Origin of the sequence: Limosilactobacillus avium (assembly GCF_947381485.1) — a bacterium.
Classification (GTDB): Bacteria; Bacillota; Bacilli; order Lactobacillales; family Lactobacillaceae; genus Limosilactobacillus; species Limosilactobacillus avium.
In genome coordinates, this window is the sequence record NZ_CANCWN010000001.1 from 150794 (window position 1) to 165917 (window position 15124).

General features: G+C 47.7%; 16 protein-coding genes. 14 read left to right on the forward strand and 2 right to left on the reverse strand.

Annotation, left to right across the window (positions count from 1 at the left end):
- The first annotated feature begins 35 nt into the window (after window positions 1–35).
- The 6 genes from QOS01_RS00770 (at window position 36) to QOS01_RS00795 (ending at window position 5940) form a co-directional block, all read left to right on the forward strand.
- Complete coding sequence (locus QOS01_RS00770) at window positions 36–614, forward strand: SAG1386/EF1546 family surface-associated protein (RefSeq protein ID WP_283620662.1); 579 nt, start codon at window positions 36–38, stop codon at window positions 612–614.
- Window positions 615–634: 20 nt separating this feature from the next.
- The gene (cmk, locus tag QOS01_RS00775) at window positions 635–1321 is read left to right on the forward strand and encodes a (d)CMP kinase (RefSeq protein WP_283620691.1); all 687 of its coding nucleotides are present in this window, start codon (window positions 635–637) and stop codon (window positions 1319–1321) included.
- Window positions 1322–1393: 72 nt separating this feature from the next.
- The gene (gene rpsA, locus QOS01_RS00780) at window positions 1394–2635 is read left to right on the forward strand and encodes a 30S ribosomal protein S1 (protein ID WP_283620663.1); all 1242 of its coding nucleotides are present in this window, start codon (window positions 1394–1396) and stop codon (window positions 2633–2635) included.
- Window positions 2636–2718: 83 nt separating this feature from the next.
- On the forward strand, window positions 2719–4032 hold the full coding sequence (gene der / locus QOS01_RS00785) for a ribosome biogenesis GTPase Der (RefSeq protein ID WP_283620664.1): 1314 nt from the start codon (window positions 2719–2721) through the stop codon (window positions 4030–4032).
- A gap of 192 nt (window positions 4033–4224) precedes the next feature.
- Window positions 4225–4500, forward strand: coding sequence for an HU family DNA-binding protein (locus QOS01_RS00790; RefSeq protein WP_047770053.1), 276 nt, complete (start codon window positions 4225–4227; stop codon window positions 4498–4500).
- Between the two features lie 177 nt (window positions 4501–4677).
- Entirely contained in the window at window positions 4678–5940 is a 1263-nt protein-coding gene (locus QOS01_RS00795; protein WP_283620665.1) for a tetratricopeptide repeat protein, read from the forward strand.
- Between the two features lie 53 nt (window positions 5941–5993).
- Here QOS01_RS00795 and QOS01_RS00800 read toward each other — a convergent pair whose 3' ends face one another.
- Complete coding sequence (locus QOS01_RS00800) at window positions 5994–6821, reverse strand: phage integrase N-terminal SAM-like domain-containing protein (protein ID WP_283620666.1); 828 nt, start codon at window positions 6819–6821, stop codon at window positions 5994–5996.
- Between the two features lie 148 nt (window positions 6822–6969).
- Between QOS01_RS00800 and QOS01_RS00805 the strand changes: the two genes are divergently transcribed.
- Genes QOS01_RS00805 through QOS01_RS00820 form a run of 4 tightly spaced genes read left to right on the forward strand, consistent with a single transcriptional unit; the run spans window position 6970 to window position 11581 of the window.
- Window positions 6970–8178 (forward strand): CCA tRNA nucleotidyltransferase, encoded by a 1209-nt coding sequence (locus tag QOS01_RS00805; RefSeq protein ID WP_283620667.1) that lies wholly within the window; start codon window positions 6970–6972, stop codon window positions 8176–8178.
- 14 nt (window positions 8179–8192) lie between these two features.
- Window positions 8193–10091, forward strand: a complete 1899-nt coding sequence (locus tag QOS01_RS00810) for an ABC-F family ATP-binding cassette domain-containing protein (RefSeq protein ID WP_283620668.1) — start codon at window positions 8193–8195, stop codon at window positions 10089–10091.
- Window positions 10092–10109: 18 nt separating this feature from the next.
- Window positions 10110–11072: a thymidylate synthase gene (locus QOS01_RS00815; protein WP_283620669.1), complete on the forward strand. Its 963-nt coding sequence runs from the start codon at window positions 10110–10112 to the stop codon at window positions 11070–11072.
- 11 nt (window positions 11073–11083) lie between these two features.
- Window positions 11084–11581, forward strand: coding sequence for a dihydrofolate reductase (locus QOS01_RS00820; protein WP_283620670.1), 498 nt, complete (start codon window positions 11084–11086; stop codon window positions 11579–11581).
- Here the strand turns inward: QOS01_RS00820 and trhA are convergent.
- Entirely contained in the window at window positions 11561–12199 is a 639-nt protein-coding gene (trhA, locus tag QOS01_RS00825; RefSeq protein ID WP_283620671.1) for a PAQR family membrane homeostasis protein TrhA, read from the reverse strand. The two genes, QOS01_RS00820 and trhA, sit on opposite strands and share 21 nt — an antisense overlap.
- A gap of 193 nt (window positions 12200–12392) precedes the next feature.
- On the opposite strand from trhA, the gene QOS01_RS00830 reads away from it, so the two are divergent.
- From QOS01_RS00830 to QOS01_RS00845, 4 genes are all read left to right on the forward strand, one after another.
- Entirely contained in the window at window positions 12393–13235 is an 843-nt protein-coding gene (locus QOS01_RS00830) for a DegV family protein (RefSeq protein WP_283620672.1), read from the forward strand.
- Window positions 13236–13349: 114 nt separating this feature from the next.
- Window positions 13350–14267, forward strand: coding sequence for an SGNH/GDSL hydrolase family protein (locus QOS01_RS00835; protein ID WP_283620673.1), 918 nt, complete (start codon window positions 13350–13352; stop codon window positions 14265–14267).
- A gap of 8 nt (window positions 14268–14275) precedes the next feature.
- Window positions 14276–14875, forward strand: coding sequence for a YpmS family protein (locus QOS01_RS00840; protein WP_283620674.1), 600 nt, complete (start codon window positions 14276–14278; stop codon window positions 14873–14875).
- A gap of 18 nt (window positions 14876–14893) precedes the next feature.
- Window positions 14894–15118, forward strand: a complete 225-nt coding sequence (locus tag QOS01_RS00845; protein WP_283620675.1) for a YozE family protein — start codon at window positions 14894–14896, stop codon at window positions 15116–15118.
- The last annotated feature ends 6 nt before the right edge of the window (window positions 15119–15124 follow it).

The window sequence follows — 15124 nt, forward strand, 5'->3', positions numbered from 1 at the left end:
AGAATGTTAACTTTGCGTAGGAAGGAGGAGTGAGAATGAGTGATCATCGGCAGGAGAGCCGGCAGCAGAACGATGAACTTTGGGATAAGAAGTTCAATGATAATGAAGACCGTGACAGTAGTGGTCACCTATCCCGGACGGAACGGCGGAAGCAGGAATCGCACAGTTCAACGATTACCACCGTTTTGATTGTATTGATTATCCTGTTGGCCGCTACACCATTGATATACTGGCTCAACAACAAGCAGTCGTTTAACCACCCAGTACGAACAGAACAAACCGCTAAATCGGCCGTGAGTAGTAAAAAAAAACCAACTCATCATTCTTCATCAACCTCTAGGGTAAGTAAAAAGACGACGGATGATCGGCAGACAACGGTTAATAGCCTGTCTAGCACCAGTCAAGAGTCACAGACAAGTTCAAGCGTTCAACAGTCTTCTAGCAGCAGCCAACGGACCCAGTATTCATACAACCGTTACGCAACTGTTCAGCGCGGTGATAGTGTTTACCGGATCGCTGCACGAAATGGAATGTCGGCGCAGGAACTAGCCCGGATGAACAACGTGTCCGTTAATACGCCGTTGCGACCGGGACAGCAGATTAGGGTACGATAATTGAGGAGTGAATAATGAATATGCAGAATGGAATTCAAGTTGCAATCGATGGACCGGCTTCTGCGGGGAAGAGTACGGTTGCTAAGTTGGTTGCTAAACGCTTTAATTACGTTTATTGTGATACCGGTGCCATGTACCGGGTTGTAACCCTTGCCGCCTTGCAGCAGGGAATCGCAATGGATGTGACCAAACAGATCGCTGATTTAGCCCGCCAAATCACGATTTCGTTTAAGCCGGGCGACCCGGAGCAACGGGTTTTCCTCAATGGTGAAGAGGTTACCACAGCAATCCGTCAGGGTGAAATTGATAATAACGTTTCCGCGGTTGCAGCGATTCCGGCAGTTCGCCAAGAAATGACGAACCAACAGCGGCAGATTGCCCAGACAGGGGGAATCGTGATGGACGGTCGCGATATTGGTTCCACCGTTTTACCCGATGCTCCCGTGAAGATCTTTATGGTTGCAACGGCTCACGAACGGGCACGGCGGCGTTACGTTGAGAACAAGGAGAAGGGGATTGCAACGGCTTCCCTGGCGGAGTTGCAGCACGAAATTGAACTTCGTGACCAAAAGGACTCTTCCCGGAAGGTGTCCCCCCTTGTGCAAGCCCCGGACGCAATCCGCTTGGACACAACAAAGTTAACGATTGACGAAGTCGTTGACAAAATTAGTGATATTATCAAAAAAACTCTCAACGAATTATCGTAAACACTGGAAAAGCGGGAGCTTTTCTAGTAGAATAGTGTTCAGAGTTGATTGTTGCAAGGAGGATTTTTTTTAATGGCTGAAAACAACGAAAACAAGAACGATATGTTAAAAGCGCTCGACAGCATTGAAACCGTCAAGGTGGGCGATGTTGTTAAGGGTGAAGTATTGGCAATCGATGATGATCGCCAAGCTATCGTTGGTATCAAAGATGCAGGGGTTGAAGGTGTCGTCCCTGCTAAGGAATTATCAACCAAGCCAGTTGAAGACATCAATGATGCAGTTAAAGTAGGTGACGAATTAGACTTAGTTGTCATCTCCAAGATTGGTAACGATAAGGAAAATGGTAGTTACTTACTTTCTCACCGTCGTCTTGAAGCCCGTAAGGTATGGGATGACATCCAAAAGAAATTCGACGATGGTGAAACCATCACTGCAAAGGTTACCCAAGCAGTTAAGGGTGGTTTAGTCGTTGATGCTGGAGTACGTGGTTTCGTTCCTGCTTCAATGATCACTGATCACTACGTTGAAGATCTTAACCAATTCAAGGGCCAAGAACTTGAATTCAAGATTATTGAAATCGAACCAAGCGAAAACCGCCTGATCTTGTCTCACCGTGAAATCGTTAAGGCAGAACACGAAAAGGCTGCTCAAAAGATTTTTGCTGAACTGCAACCAGGTGACGTTGTTGAAGGTAAGGTTGCCCGGATGACTAACTTCGGTGCCTTTGTTGACCTTGGTGGCGTTGATGGGCTGGTTCACGTTTCCGAAATTTCTTACGAACACGTCGACAAGCCTTCTGATGTATTGTCCGCTGGTCAAGATGTCAAGGTTAAGGTATTAAACGTTGACCCTGACCATGAACGGATTTCCCTGTCCATCAAGCAAACTCTTCCTGGACCATGGGATGACATCGAAGAAAAGGCCCCAGCTGGCTCTGTATTAACAGGAACTGTTAAGCGCCTGACGAGCTTCGGTGCCTTTGTTGAAGTCTTCCCTGGTGTTGAAGGTTTGGTTCACATTTCCCAAATCTCCCACAAGCACATTGCTACCCCAGCTGATGTTCTGAAGCCTGGCCAAGAAGTTAAGGTTAAGGTATTAAATGTTGACCCAGAACGTCAACGTTTAGGCTTATCCATGAAGGCTTTGGAAGAACGTCCAAAGGGTGAAGAAAACGACAATGGTGAAAACTACCGTGGTCGTCGTCGTTCCCGTCGGAACAATAACCGGTCCGCAATGAACAACGCTCCTGAAGAAGAAAGTGGCTTCTCCATGGGTGACTTGATTGGTGACCAATTAAAGAACTTACGTAAGTAATTTCTGAAAATACTAAATATTTTAAGGAGGAAGTGGCACTTTTGTGGTTACTTCCTTTTTATTCTTTGAAGGAAGGTGAAATAATGTCTAATCCTGTAGTTGCGGTGGTTGGTCGGCCCAACGTTGGTAAATCAACCCTCTTCAACCGGATTGCCGGCCAGCGAATCTCCATTGTTGAGGATACTCCGGGGGTTACCCGTGACCGGATCTACGCTCATGGTGAATGGCTTGGTAAGCATTTTAACATGATTGATACCGGGGGAATCGAACTATCCGACCAGCCGCTACTAACCCAAATTCGTCAACAGGCCGAAATTGCGATTGACGAGGCAGATGTTATTATCTTTGTTGTGGATATTGAGAGTGGGGTTACGGATGCCGACGAGCAGGTAGCTCGGATTCTTTACCGTTCTGATAAGCCGGTCGTTTTGGCCGTAAATAAGGTTGATAATCCAGAGCGGCGGAGTGACATTTATGACTTTTACTCGCTTGGCCTGGGCGAACCCTATCCGGTATCTAGTGTCCACGGTGTTGGCCTTGGGGACCTCCTGGACGCGGTGATTGGTAGTTTTCCCGAAAATGCAGCCAACGATACGGACAACAGTATCCGCTTCAGCTTGATTGGCCGGCCTAACGTGGGTAAGTCCTCAATGGTTAACGCCATCCTGGGTGAAAACCGGGTGATTGTGTCAAATGTTGCGGGGACGACCCGGGACGCCATCAACACTCGCTTCCAATCTGCTGATGGTCAAGAATTCACCATGATTGACACGGCGGGGATCCGTAAAAAGGGCAAAATCTACGAAAATACTGAGCGCTATGCCTTGATGCGGGCAATGCGGGCGATTGATGATAGTGATGTGGTCCTGGTGGTTTTAAACGCGGAGGAAGGAATCCGGGAAATTGATAAGCATATCGCGGGATACGCTCACGAGGCTGGCTGTGGGGTTATCATCGTTGTAAATAAGTGGGATACGATTGAAAATCGGGACCACCGGACGATGACTGACTTCACAAACCTGATTCGTAGCGAATTCCAGTACCTGAGCTATGCGCCGATTATCTTTGTTTCTGCTAAAACTAAGCAGCGTTTAAATAAACTCCCTGCCCTAATCAAGGAGGTTCACGCCCACCACGAGCGGCGGATTAAGTCCTCGGTCCTTAACAACGTGATTATGGACGCAATTGCGGCTAACCCGACACCAACGCAAAATGGTAAGCGGCTGCGGATCTTCTACGCCACTCAGGTAGCGACTGCACCACCAACCTTTGTTGTCTTTGTCAACGATCCGGAATTGATGCATTTCTCTTACGAGCGCTACCTTGAAAACCAGATTCGACAGGCTTTTGACTTTACGGGGACACCGCTTCACCTCATCAAGCGACAGCGGCAATAATAAAACCCTAAAAAATATTAAAATTGCCCTGGAAAGTTGGCAAAACCGCTTGCCAGTAGGGTTTCACTATGCTAATCTTAACATTGAAATGATACGAACTCCTCGTAATTATTTCGTTAATTTTGGACCACTCAAAATTAACATTGTGAGTTAGTGTAATTAACTTGCACTAATTGTGGGAGGTGAAAACACATGGCAAACAAAGCAGAATTAGTAAGCAACGTTGCTGCTGCTACTGGCTTGACCAAGAAGGATGCTACTGCTGCTGTTGACGCTGTCTTCAGTTCAATTCAAGCATCACTGGCCAAGGGGGAAAAGGTTCAACTGATCGGCTTCGGTAACTTCGAAGTTCGTCAACGTGCCGCACGGAAGGGCCGTAACCCACAAACTGGACAAGAAATCCAAATTCCTGCAAGCAAGGTACCAGCATTCAAGCCTGGTAAAGCTTTAAAGGATGCTGTTAAGTAATTAACAGATCAAGTGGGGGAGCATGTACTATCATGTTCCTAAATCCAAAGAGACTCTTAGTATTCAATTAGCGAATGCTGGGGGTCTCTTTATTTTCCCGGTTTAAATTACCACCGCCAAACTTGATCTATGCTATAGTAGAAGCCAGGATAATTCGATGAGGAGACTCGATAATAGATGACTTATTCAGAAAAAATGTTAGAAGAGATTCAAGCAGGACAGTTAACCGCCGCCAAGGCGTCATTTCGGCAGGCACTAGCAAATGACGATGATGACATGCTCTTTAGCCTGGGAGAAGAACTATACGGCCTGGGCTTCCTGCGACAGGCACGGCGGGTCTACCTGACGCTTCTACAGCGTTACCCTGATGAGGACCAGTTACGCACCAATCTGGCAACCATCGCCATTGATGAGGGCCATAATGATGAGGCCCTTTCCTACCTGGCCCAGGTTAAGCCCGACTCCCCGGCATATCTGGAGTCTTTGCTGGTGGCAGCCGACCTTTACCAGACCGAAGAAGAGTTTGAGGTTACGGAGCAAAAGCTGAAAGAAGCGTATTCAATCGCTCCGGACGAGCCGGCAGTGGGGTTTGCACTGGCGGAGTTTTACTTTTTAGTCCGTCGGTTTGATGAGGCGATTGCTTACTACTTCGACCTGATTAAACACGGTTATACGGAGTTCGCTAAGGTTGACATTGCCGGTCGGCTGGGGATGTGCTATGCCCAAAGTGGCCAGTTTAAGCAGGCCCTGGGTTACTTGAAACAGGTCAAACCAGAATACCAGACCAATGACCTGCGTTTCCAAACTGGGCTTACCCAGTTGCACCTCAAGCAATATGACGATGCAATTAAGAGCTTGGAAGCGGTAATTAAGGAAGATAACCAGTATGCATCTGCCTACCCGGCGCTGGCACAGGCATTTGCCGTCCAAAACAAGTATTCCCAGGCTCTCAAGGCCGTCCAAGAGGGACTGAGTGTTGACCAGTATAATGAGCGGCTGTTTGCCCAAGCAGCCGAAATTGTCAGTCACCTTGGTAATAATAAGTTGATGCGAAAGTACCTAGATAAGGCCCATGCCCTGGCCCCCGACAACCTAACGATTACCCTCCAGCTCAGTAACTTTCTCCTGCACCAGCATGATGACCAGGAAAACGTCGACCTTCTCTTGCCCCTGGTAAAAGAAGATGAGGTTGACCCGCAAATTTATTGGAACCTATCGCGCTCCTACCAACGTTTGGAGAATTTTGACCTTGCTGGTAAGTACTACCAGGCCGCCAGTGAAACCTATAGCGACAATTCAGCCTTCTTGCGGGAAAGCATTGACTTTTACCGGGAAACCGGTCAACAGGATAAGCTGCTAGCTGCCCTGCACCATTACTTAGAACTTGAACCGACCGATACGGAGATGCAGGACCTGCTGGATGAATATGAAGAATTTTGATGAATAGTAAAAGCCACCGGCCTCAATTGGGAGTTCGGTGGTTTTTTATAACTTTATTGGTTGGCATGGAGTAAGAGACGTTGGTAATAGAGCAAGGAGGCCGGGTCAAGCTTGAGGGCGTCCTCCAAATCACGATCACTTAGCTGCCGGTGGTGGGCAAGGAAAAGCAGGATATAACTCTGGTGGAGGTACTTAGGGGCCAGACTAAAGCCTAAGTACTGCTCATCCTTCTTGAGAAACTTATGCAGGGCCGCGTTGCTTAGCCGGGGGTTTGCTGGGGCAAAGCGCTGCTTCAAGAAGAGGTCGTGACTGTTTTGTAGGTCCTGTTGGGGACGAATGAAGGTATTGAATGCCTGACGAAACTCTTCTTCACCTGGCCCGGACAGGGTGAGCTTATCCCAGACCTGGTAAAAGCCCGGTGCTAAAAATTCTCCGACGGTAAAGCCACACTTGCTCAGTAAGAGGGTCAGACGGGTGTAATAGTGCACGTGCTCGTCGACCAAGATATCGGGCAGCTTGGCAAGCCACTTGGTAGAAACCTGCTGGTTGGGGGTAACCGCGTGACCGTGCAAGGTCAGTGTCGGGTAGCTGTTAATCAGCTGGTGGGTGAAGAGGTAGAGGAAGTACCGGTTCAGCTGGGAGAGGATCTTGTTAAAGGTGGTCATGGTAATTCGGCGGTCCGTACGTAAAAAGGACAGGTAGGCGCGGACGTCCGCCTCGGTAAGGTTCGCCAGGACCGGGTGCTTAGCAAACTCGGGTCGGTTAGCCAGGAGGTAACTGAAGAGGTTGGTAATCGTTGTATCGTAAGTTTTAATGGTTAAGGGGGCCAGTTTCTGCTGGCGTAAAAACTGGTGGAACCTGGTTTGATAGGGATAGTCCATCGAATTCCTCCTTGTAAGCAATAATTTACTTTAACTACATTATAAAAAACAATCACCAAAAAAGAAACAGAAACGTTCACATGGCTAAGGGTCTTTTGCTATAATTTATACTGATTATTTCATAAAATGGATGTAAGGATTTGATTGAATGAAGATTGAACAACTACCACCGATCTTTGAACCGGCGCGCCCTGTTTTACAAAAAATTGAAGCGGCGGGATACGAAGCCTACTTTGTGGGTGGCTGTGTTCGTGATACGATTTTAGGCGACCCCATTCACGATATTGATATCGCGACTAGCGCCTACCCAAGTGAAATTAAACAGATCTTTGACCGGACCGTTGATACGGGAATTGAGCACGGGACGGTCATGATCCTGGACCACGGAACAGGTTACGAGACGACCACCTTCCGGACGGAATCAGGCTACCAGGACTACCGGCGTCCTGATCACGTTACCTTTGTTCGTTCACTTGAAGAGGACCTGAAGCGGCGTGACTTTACGATTAACGCCCTGGCGCTGAAAGAAAACGGGGAAGTAGTTGACCTCTTTGACGGTATTAAGGACCTGAAACGGCATGTTATCCGGGCCGTAGGGGACCCAGAAGAACGTTTCCACGAAGATGCTCTCCGGATGATGCGGGCGGTTCGCTTTGCTAGCCAATTGGATTTCAAAATTGATGGGCCAACTTTGCGGGGAATTAAGGAAAATGCTTCCCTAATGCAAAAAATTGCTGTAGAGCGAATTCAAGTTGAATTTGAAAAGATGTTCCTTGGCCAAAAGCCGGCGGCCGGCCTGAACTATTTCTTAAAGTCTGGCCTCTACAGGTACTGTCCAGGCCTTGCCGATTCAGCAAATAAGTTAGGGGGACTAAACCGGACGTTTGCGGGGATGAAGAACATCAACCAGGTTTGGGCCCTGGTTACCTACACCCTTGATCTAACCAATTTTACGGCTCTGACTGCCTTCCTTAAATCCTGGAAGACTGCTAATGACACCATTCGGCAGGTAAAGAAGATTTTGCCCTTAATTGAAGCTCTTCGTTGGCGGCAGGTGAGCGCCTGGATGCTGTACAAGGCAGGGTGGGAGGCCTTTGCCGATGCTAACCGGGTTGCGGGCGTCTTTAACTGGCAGTTGCCATGGCCTGACGCTAAGGAAAAGTATCAGCGCCTTCCAATTAAGAATGCGCGTGACCTGGCCATTAATGGTCAGACCCTGATTAAGGAGGCTGGAATAAAACCAGGCCCCCAACTTGGTAAGGTTCTGAACCAGGTCACACGGGCAGTCGTTGAAGGGAAACTACCGAACGATAAAGAAACGCTCATCAACCGGGCACAAGAGATTGAAAAAGAATAAGAAGGGTTAATTAGATGCAGACAATGAAAGCAGAAGGCCTGACCAGTACCTATGGTGAAAAGGTACTGTTTGACCATATTGACTTTATTATTAACGAAAATGATCGAATCGGTTTAATTGGGGTTAACGGCAGCGGGAAAACCAGCTTACTTAACGTGATTGCTGCGGAAGTCAGCCCAGAAAGCGGCCAGATTACGACCCCAAATGACTACACAATTGGGTACCTAAAGCAACAACCCCAACTGGACGAAAGCAAGACAATCATGGAAGCGGTCTTTGCCGGTGATCAGACGATTTTTAAGACAATTCGCCAGTATGAGGAAGCGTTAAACAAGTTTAGTGCCCACCCTGAAGACCCCCAAGCCGTTGATCGTTACAATAAAATGCAAAACCGGATGGACCAAGAGGACGCCTGGGAGGCGGATAGTCGTATCAAGACCATCCTTACCCAGCTAAAGATCAAGGACACCAGCCAGAAAATTGCCGACTTGTCTGGTGGCCAACGCAAACGGGTGGGCCTTGCCCAAGTACTGATCCAGCAACCGGACCTCTTACTTTTGGATGAACCGACTAACCACCTGGACCTTGACTCAGTTATCTGGCTCCAGGACTTCCTGGCCAGTTATAAGGGCGCTGTCCTGGTAGTAACCCATGACCGTTACTTTTTGGACCAGGTAACAAACCATATCTGGGAATTGTCCTTTGGTAAGTTATACCAATACGATGGTAACTATCAGGATTTCGTGGCCAAGAAGGCGGCCCGGGTGGCCCTTGCAAAGGAAACTGAACAGAAGAATCAGCAACTCTACAAGAAGGAGTTAGCCTGGATGAGAACGGGTGCTAAGGCCCGGTCGACCAAGCAGAAGGGACGGATCAACCGTTTCCACCAGCTGGAAAATAAGGTAGGGAACCTCAAAACAGATGAGGACATCTCAATTAACCTTGGTTCCCAGCGGCTGGGCAAGGACGTGATTAAGTTTAAAGGTGCTAACCTAAAGTTGGGTAACCACCAGATCTTACAAGACTTTGACTGGCTTGTTCAGGCTGGCGACCGTATTGGAATTACCGGCGAAAACGGCGCTGGGAAGACCAGCCTGTTAAACGTGATTGCCCAGCGTGTTCCCCTGGACAGTGGGGTCTTGAAGATTGGGGAAACGGTCAAGCTCGGCTACTACACACAGCAAACAGAGGGAATCGATGACAGCAAGCGGATGATCAGCTTCCTATCAGAAGTTGCGGAGAGCGTAACCGATAAGGATGGCAACAAGCTCAGCGTTACCCAGCTATTGGAACGCTTCCTATTTCCCCGCTTTATGCACGGAACACTGATCCGGAAACTCTCTGGTGGGGAGAAGCGTCGCTTGTACCTGTTAAAGATCTTGATGCAGCAGCCAAATGTTTTACTCCTGGACGAACCGACAAACGACCTTGATATTAGCACACTGACGGTTTTGGAGGACTACCTCGATAGTTTCGCCGGGACGGTGATTACGGTTTCCCATGACCGTTACTTCCTGGATAAGGTTGCCGATGACCTGTTGATTTTCCACGGTAATGGCGATATCCAGCGCTATACCGGTCGGTTCACAGACTACCTGAAGGAAAAGCAGGCAGATCATGAACGTCAGCAAACAGAGAAGAAGCCCGTTAAAAAAGAAAGTAAGTCAGCTCCCACAAAGGAGTCTTCTCAAAAGAAGACCAAGCTGACGTATGCAGAAAAAATTGAGTGGGACCAAATTAACCAGGACCTTGATAAGCTCAGCCAGCAGCATGATAAGTTAGAACAGGAAATGGCCGCTAATGCCAACGACTACCCTAAACTGGCAGAACTACAGAAAAAGGTCAATGAGGTTCAAAAGCAGATTGATCAGAAGACGGAACGCTGGGAATACTTGAGCAACTATGTTGACTAATTAGAGGAGGAATTAACGGTGGCAGAAAATCAGAATGAACAGCAGTACCTGAACCTTGCCCGGTATGTTTTGGAAAACGGGCACGAAAAGTCTGACCGGACGGGGACAGGGACCAGGTCAGTATTTGGTTACCAAATGCGGTTTGACCTTTCCAAGGGCTTCCCAATTTTGACAACGAAGAAGGTTCCCTTTGGCCTGATTAAGAGTGAACTTTTGTGGTTCTTACGCGGTGATACCAATATCCGCTTCCTGCTTCAGCACCACAACCATATCTGGGACGAATGGGCATTTAAGAAGTGGGTGGAAAGTGATGAGTACCATGGACCTGATATGACGGATTTTGGTCACCGCTGGCTGAAGGACCCCGAATTTAAGAAACAGTACCTAGCTGAAAAAAAGGAGTTTTGCCAACGGGTTCTTGATGATGATGAATTTGCCAAGAAGTATGGTGATCTTGGTCTAGTCTATGGTAGTCAGTGGCGAGCATGGAAGACTAGTAAGGGTAAAACCATTGACCAGATTGCCAACGTTATTCACCAGATTAAGACAACGCCAAATTCACGGCGGATGATTGTGTCGGCATGGAATCCTGAGGATGTGCCGTCAATGGCTCTCCCACCGTGCCATACAATGTTCCAGTTCTACGTTAATGATGGAAAGCTTAGTTGCCAACTCTACCAACGAAGTGCGGATATCTTCTTAGGGGTTCCATTCAACATTGCTAGTTACGCCCTCCTTACCCACATGATTGCCCACCAGTGTGGTCTTGAGGTCGGTGACTTTATTCATACCTTGGGGGATGCCCACATCTACCTTAACCACCTTGACCAAGTAAGCGAGCAGCTGCAAAGGACTCCCCACCCGGCTCCAAAGTTGATTTTGCCAGCTGAGGCTAAGCCTATTGACCAGTACGAAATGACGGATATTAAGCTTGATGGCTACACTCACGAGCCCGCAATCAAGGCGCCAGTTGCTGTCTGAGGTGAAAAGGAATGAAGAAAATTACCTATGTTTGGGCAGAGGATTTGGACGGTTGGATTGGCAAAGATGGCTCCCTCCCATGGCACGTCAAGGCCGATATGCAGCATTTTAAACGGGTCACGGCTGACCACCCGGTAGTGATGGGGCGGCGGACCTTTGATTCAATTGGCCGTCCCCTTCCCGGTCGGCAAAACATTGTTCTGACCCACCGTGAGATTGAAGATAAACGGGTCGTTTCCTTTCAAAACCTGGCAGATTTGAAAAAATGGATTAAAGAAAATTCGGCCCCAGTGGTTGATATCATTGGTGGTGGCCGCCTCTTTACCGAACTTATGCCGTTGGTAACGGTGCTTCACCGTACCATTATCAATGGTCATTACGAAGGGGATACAAAAATGCCACCGGTCAACTATGACCAGTGGCATTTGCAGGACCGCCAAACGGTGACCAAGGATGGTCAGCCAGTTTGCTGGTTTGAAGAGTGGCAATTAAACGTAAAAGAGAATTGAAAAATACATCAGACCCGTCCCAACCAGGACAAAGAAGTGCCAGATGAGGTGGGTGTAGGCAGTTGGCCGGCTATACAGGAGGGCACCAATTGTAAAGGTGATCCCCCCAGCAAGCAAGAGGCCAAAGCCCACCGGTCCGAGGGCATTCCAGAGGGGGAAGAAGGCAAAGATGCAAAGCCACCCCATCAGGACATAAACTAAAGTCGAGAGGGTACTCTTGTGTTTAAGCCAGATACTTTTATAGACAATCCCGATGACGGCTAACCCCCAAATGACACCAAACATTGTCCAGCCTAGCCATCCCTTGATGCTGACAAGGCAGTAGGGGGTGTAAGTTCCGGCAATCAGGACATAGATCATACAGTGGTCAAATATCTGAAAGACGTGCCGGGCCCGGGTAAAGACAAGGGCGTGAAACAGGGTTGACGAGAGGTAGAATAAGACGAGGATGCTGCCATAGATTGTAAAGGTAACCACCTTCATGGCACTCCCACTATGGACGGCCCGAATTATGAGGAAGACCAGACCAGCAATTGCCAGACCGGTACCAATCCCGTGGCTAATGGCGTTACCAATTTCAATTAGTAGTGTTTTCTTATCAATGTGTTGCTTACTCACTGGGCAAGACTCCTTTCGGGCTGATAAATGCATTATTTAAGGCTTTTTGGTATACTAAGACTATAAAAATCACCAATAGGTATTTAAAATTTACGTTTATTGACTATAATGTTCTTATAAACGAATACATCTAGTTATCAAAACTAGATTAAAATAAACCACCGATAATTGTCAAGAGGGAGTGGATTTTTCCATGTCTAAAGTAAAAATAGTTTGTGATTCTTCCGCCGGTTTGACAGAAGAAGACATTAAAAAGTATAACATTACAATCGTACCACTTACGGTTATGATTGATGGTACAATTTATGTCGAGCGCGAAACCATCAGTAATGATGAGTTTCCGCAGCTGATGAAAAATGCTAAGTCTTTACCAAAGACGTCCCAGCCACCGATTGGTAAATTTGTTGACGCCTTTGATAAGCTTGGAGAAGACGGTAGTGAGGTCCTCTGCGTTACCATGATGGAATCAATCAGTGGGACTGTTCACGCTGCCGAACAAGCGGCAACAATGTCAAAGACGAAGGTGACGGTCTACGACTCCCAAACTACTGACCAGGGGATGGCCTTTCAAATTGTTGAGGCCGCAAAAGTCCTTGAAGCTGGCGGTAGTGTTGATGATGCGGTTGCTAAGATGAAGGATGTCCTTGCCAAGTCGAAACTTTACCTGGCAATCGATAACCTTGACAACCTGGTTGCCGGTGGCAGAATTAGTAAGTTCGCTGGTGCCCTATCCAGTCTCCTCAACATCAAGGTGATGCTCCAAGTTGCTGGTGGTCAGATCCACATTATTATGAAGGGCCGCGGAACAAAGGCAATTCATAAGGAATGGGACCGGATCTTAAAGGAAATGGCCGATGGACCAAAGCCGGTTAAGGTGGGAATCTCCCACGTTGAAGGTAATAAAGAAGTTGAACGTCTGAAAAGCGGCGTAGAAAAGATCTACCCTGACCAGAAGATTACGGTCCGGGAAACGGTGCCGATCATTGCTACGCATACTGGAATGGGTGCATGTTGTTTGCTTTACTACACTGAATAGGGATAAAGCTTTTTAGCTCAGTGCCCACTGTTTGTGTCAACAGAATTGAAAGCTATTTGAGGCCGGAGAAAACACTGTTTTCCCAGCCTCTTATTATTAAGGAGGAACGAGCAAGTGCGAAAACGATGGTGGATAATTGCCGTAATCCTGGTTTTAGCGGTGGTCGCTGGCGGTGTCTGGCAGAATCATCGTCAGTCATCACCCGTGACGAAGACGACTGCCCAGCCACGCTATGTTGAAAAAAAGAGTGTCCGCCTGGTGGCAGTTGGTGATTCTTTGACCCATGGCCAAGGGGATGAGGAAAAGAAGGGCGGCTACGTTAGCATCATCAAGCATAAGATTGAACACCACTACCGTAAAACGACGGTAAGCACGAAGAACTACGGTGTCAGTGGTGACCGGTCTGACCAAATCCTGGCCCGTCTTAACTCCCAGCCAAAGATGCGGGCGAACCTCCGGAAGGCAGACGTAATCACGATGACGGTGGGTGGCAACGACCTGATGCAAGACCTTGAGGCCAATATCATGAACTCCCCCAAGACGGTTGACAAGGACGTTGACCAAGCAAAGAAGGTTTATGTCCGGCACCTCAACCAGTTACTCACGGCAGTTCGCAAACAGAATCCCCATGCACCGGTGTTTATTATGAGTATATATAATCCCGTTTACACCTACTTCCCGGACGTGGATGTGATTAACGATTCAATCGTGAAGTGGAACCAAACAACCCAAAAGGTGATGGGAAACTACCACAAGATGTATTTTGTAAATATTAACCACCTCATGTCATGGGGACAATACAAGACGGCGGACCAGCGTCAGCAGTTAATCCAGCAGGAAAAACAGGCTAACCAGGGAAAGGTTTCCCAGACCCGGCTGGTCAACATCATGCGGAACCGCGACCATAACTTAAACGAATATATCTCAACGGAAGATAACTTTCACCCGAACCATCGTGGTTATCAGCAGATGGCCAACCGCCTATTTAAATCAATGAAGGACCACAATAGTTGGGAATACGTAAAGAGGTAAAATAGCGAATGAAAAAGGAAACGAAAACGAAATCAATCAACTGGTGGAAGTGGGCGTTTATTGTCCTCGTTCTGGTAATTATAGTGGCGACCGGGACGGTAATCCACCGGGCCACCGCGCCGGCGCCCAGTCCCGCAGTTAGCAAGCCGGTTAAACCCAGTGATACTTCAGTCACCATTGAGTTGAATCGCCACCAGGTCAACGCCCTAGCGGCTAACTACCTTAACCGCTTCTTGAAAGGACAGAAGATTAAGTACAGCTTCCTGGTTGGTAAACAGTACGCCACTTTGACGGGTGATACCAAGTTTCTCGGTGCTAAGATTCGCTTTGCCATTAACTTTGTCCCGGTTAAGCAAAGCGATGGCAATGTCCTCTTGCGGGCTAAGGGCCTTTCTGTCGGGCGGGTTAATATCCCCATCAAGTTTGTGATGGGCTATATTGCCAAGAATTACAATATTCCGGACTGGGTAAAGATCAATGCCCAAAAGAAGACCGTCTTATTGGATCTGAACAAGTACAGTGAGAAGCGGGCATTAAAGTACCAGGCACAAGAAATCAATATGACAGAAGGACGGTTTAAGTTCTTGATAACCGTCCCAACTAAGTGATCAAGAGGAGGATATCGCATGGTTCGTGATAGTTTTTACCGTTATTTAATGACCCAACGTAACCCTAATTCTGCTGACGAAATTGAGCAGTTCGCTAATAACGCCTTTTTAGACTCGACGTTTCCTAAGCAATCAACCGACTTTGACGAGGTTTCGAAGTATTTGGAAGAAAATGCGGACTACCTACCATCAATGACGATTTTTGACGCCGCATGGCAAAAATACCTAGAAGAGAGAAATTAGGAGGGA

Bases quoted from the DNA above. Each gene is read 5' to 3' on its own strand.
- QOS01_RS00770 (WP_283620662.1), top strand. From the start codon at position 36: ATGAGTGATCATCGGCAGGAGAGCCGGCAGCAGAACGATGAACTTTGG.
- cmk (WP_283620691.1), top strand. From the start codon at position 635: ATGCAGAATGGAATTCAAGTTGCAATCGATGGACCGGCTTCTGCGGGG.
- rpsA (WP_283620663.1), top strand. From the start codon at position 1,394: ATGGCTGAAAACAACGAAAACAAGAACGATATGTTAAAAGCGCTCGAC.
- der (WP_283620664.1), top strand. From the start codon at position 2,719: ATGTCTAATCCTGTAGTTGCGGTGGTTGGTCGGCCCAACGTTGGTAAA.
- QOS01_RS00790 (WP_047770053.1), top strand. From the start codon at position 4,225: ATGGCAAACAAAGCAGAATTAGTAAGCAACGTTGCTGCTGCTACTGGC.
- QOS01_RS00795 (WP_283620665.1), top strand. From the start codon at position 4,678: ATGACTTATTCAGAAAAAATGTTAGAAGAGATTCAAGCAGGACAGTTA.
- QOS01_RS00800 (WP_283620666.1), bottom strand. From the start codon at position 6,821: ATGGACTATCCCTATCAAACCAGGTTCCACCAGTTTTTACGCCAGCAG.
- QOS01_RS00805 (WP_283620667.1), top strand. From the start codon at position 6,970: ATGAAGATTGAACAACTACCACCGATCTTTGAACCGGCGCGCCCTGTT.
- QOS01_RS00810 (WP_283620668.1), top strand. From the start codon at position 8,193: ATGCAGACAATGAAAGCAGAAGGCCTGACCAGTACCTATGGTGAAAAG.
- QOS01_RS00820 (WP_283620670.1), top strand. From the start codon at position 11,084: ATGAAGAAAATTACCTATGTTTGGGCAGAGGATTTGGACGGTTGGATT.
- QOS01_RS00830 (WP_283620672.1), top strand. From the start codon at position 12,393: ATGTCTAAAGTAAAAATAGTTTGTGATTCTTCCGCCGGTTTGACAGAA.
- QOS01_RS00840 (WP_283620674.1), top strand. From the start codon at position 14,276: ATGAAAAAGGAAACGAAAACGAAATCAATCAACTGGTGGAAGTGGGCG.
- QOS01_RS00845 (WP_283620675.1), top strand. From the start codon at position 14,894: ATGGTTCGTGATAGTTTTTACCGTTATTTAATGACCCAACGTAACCCT.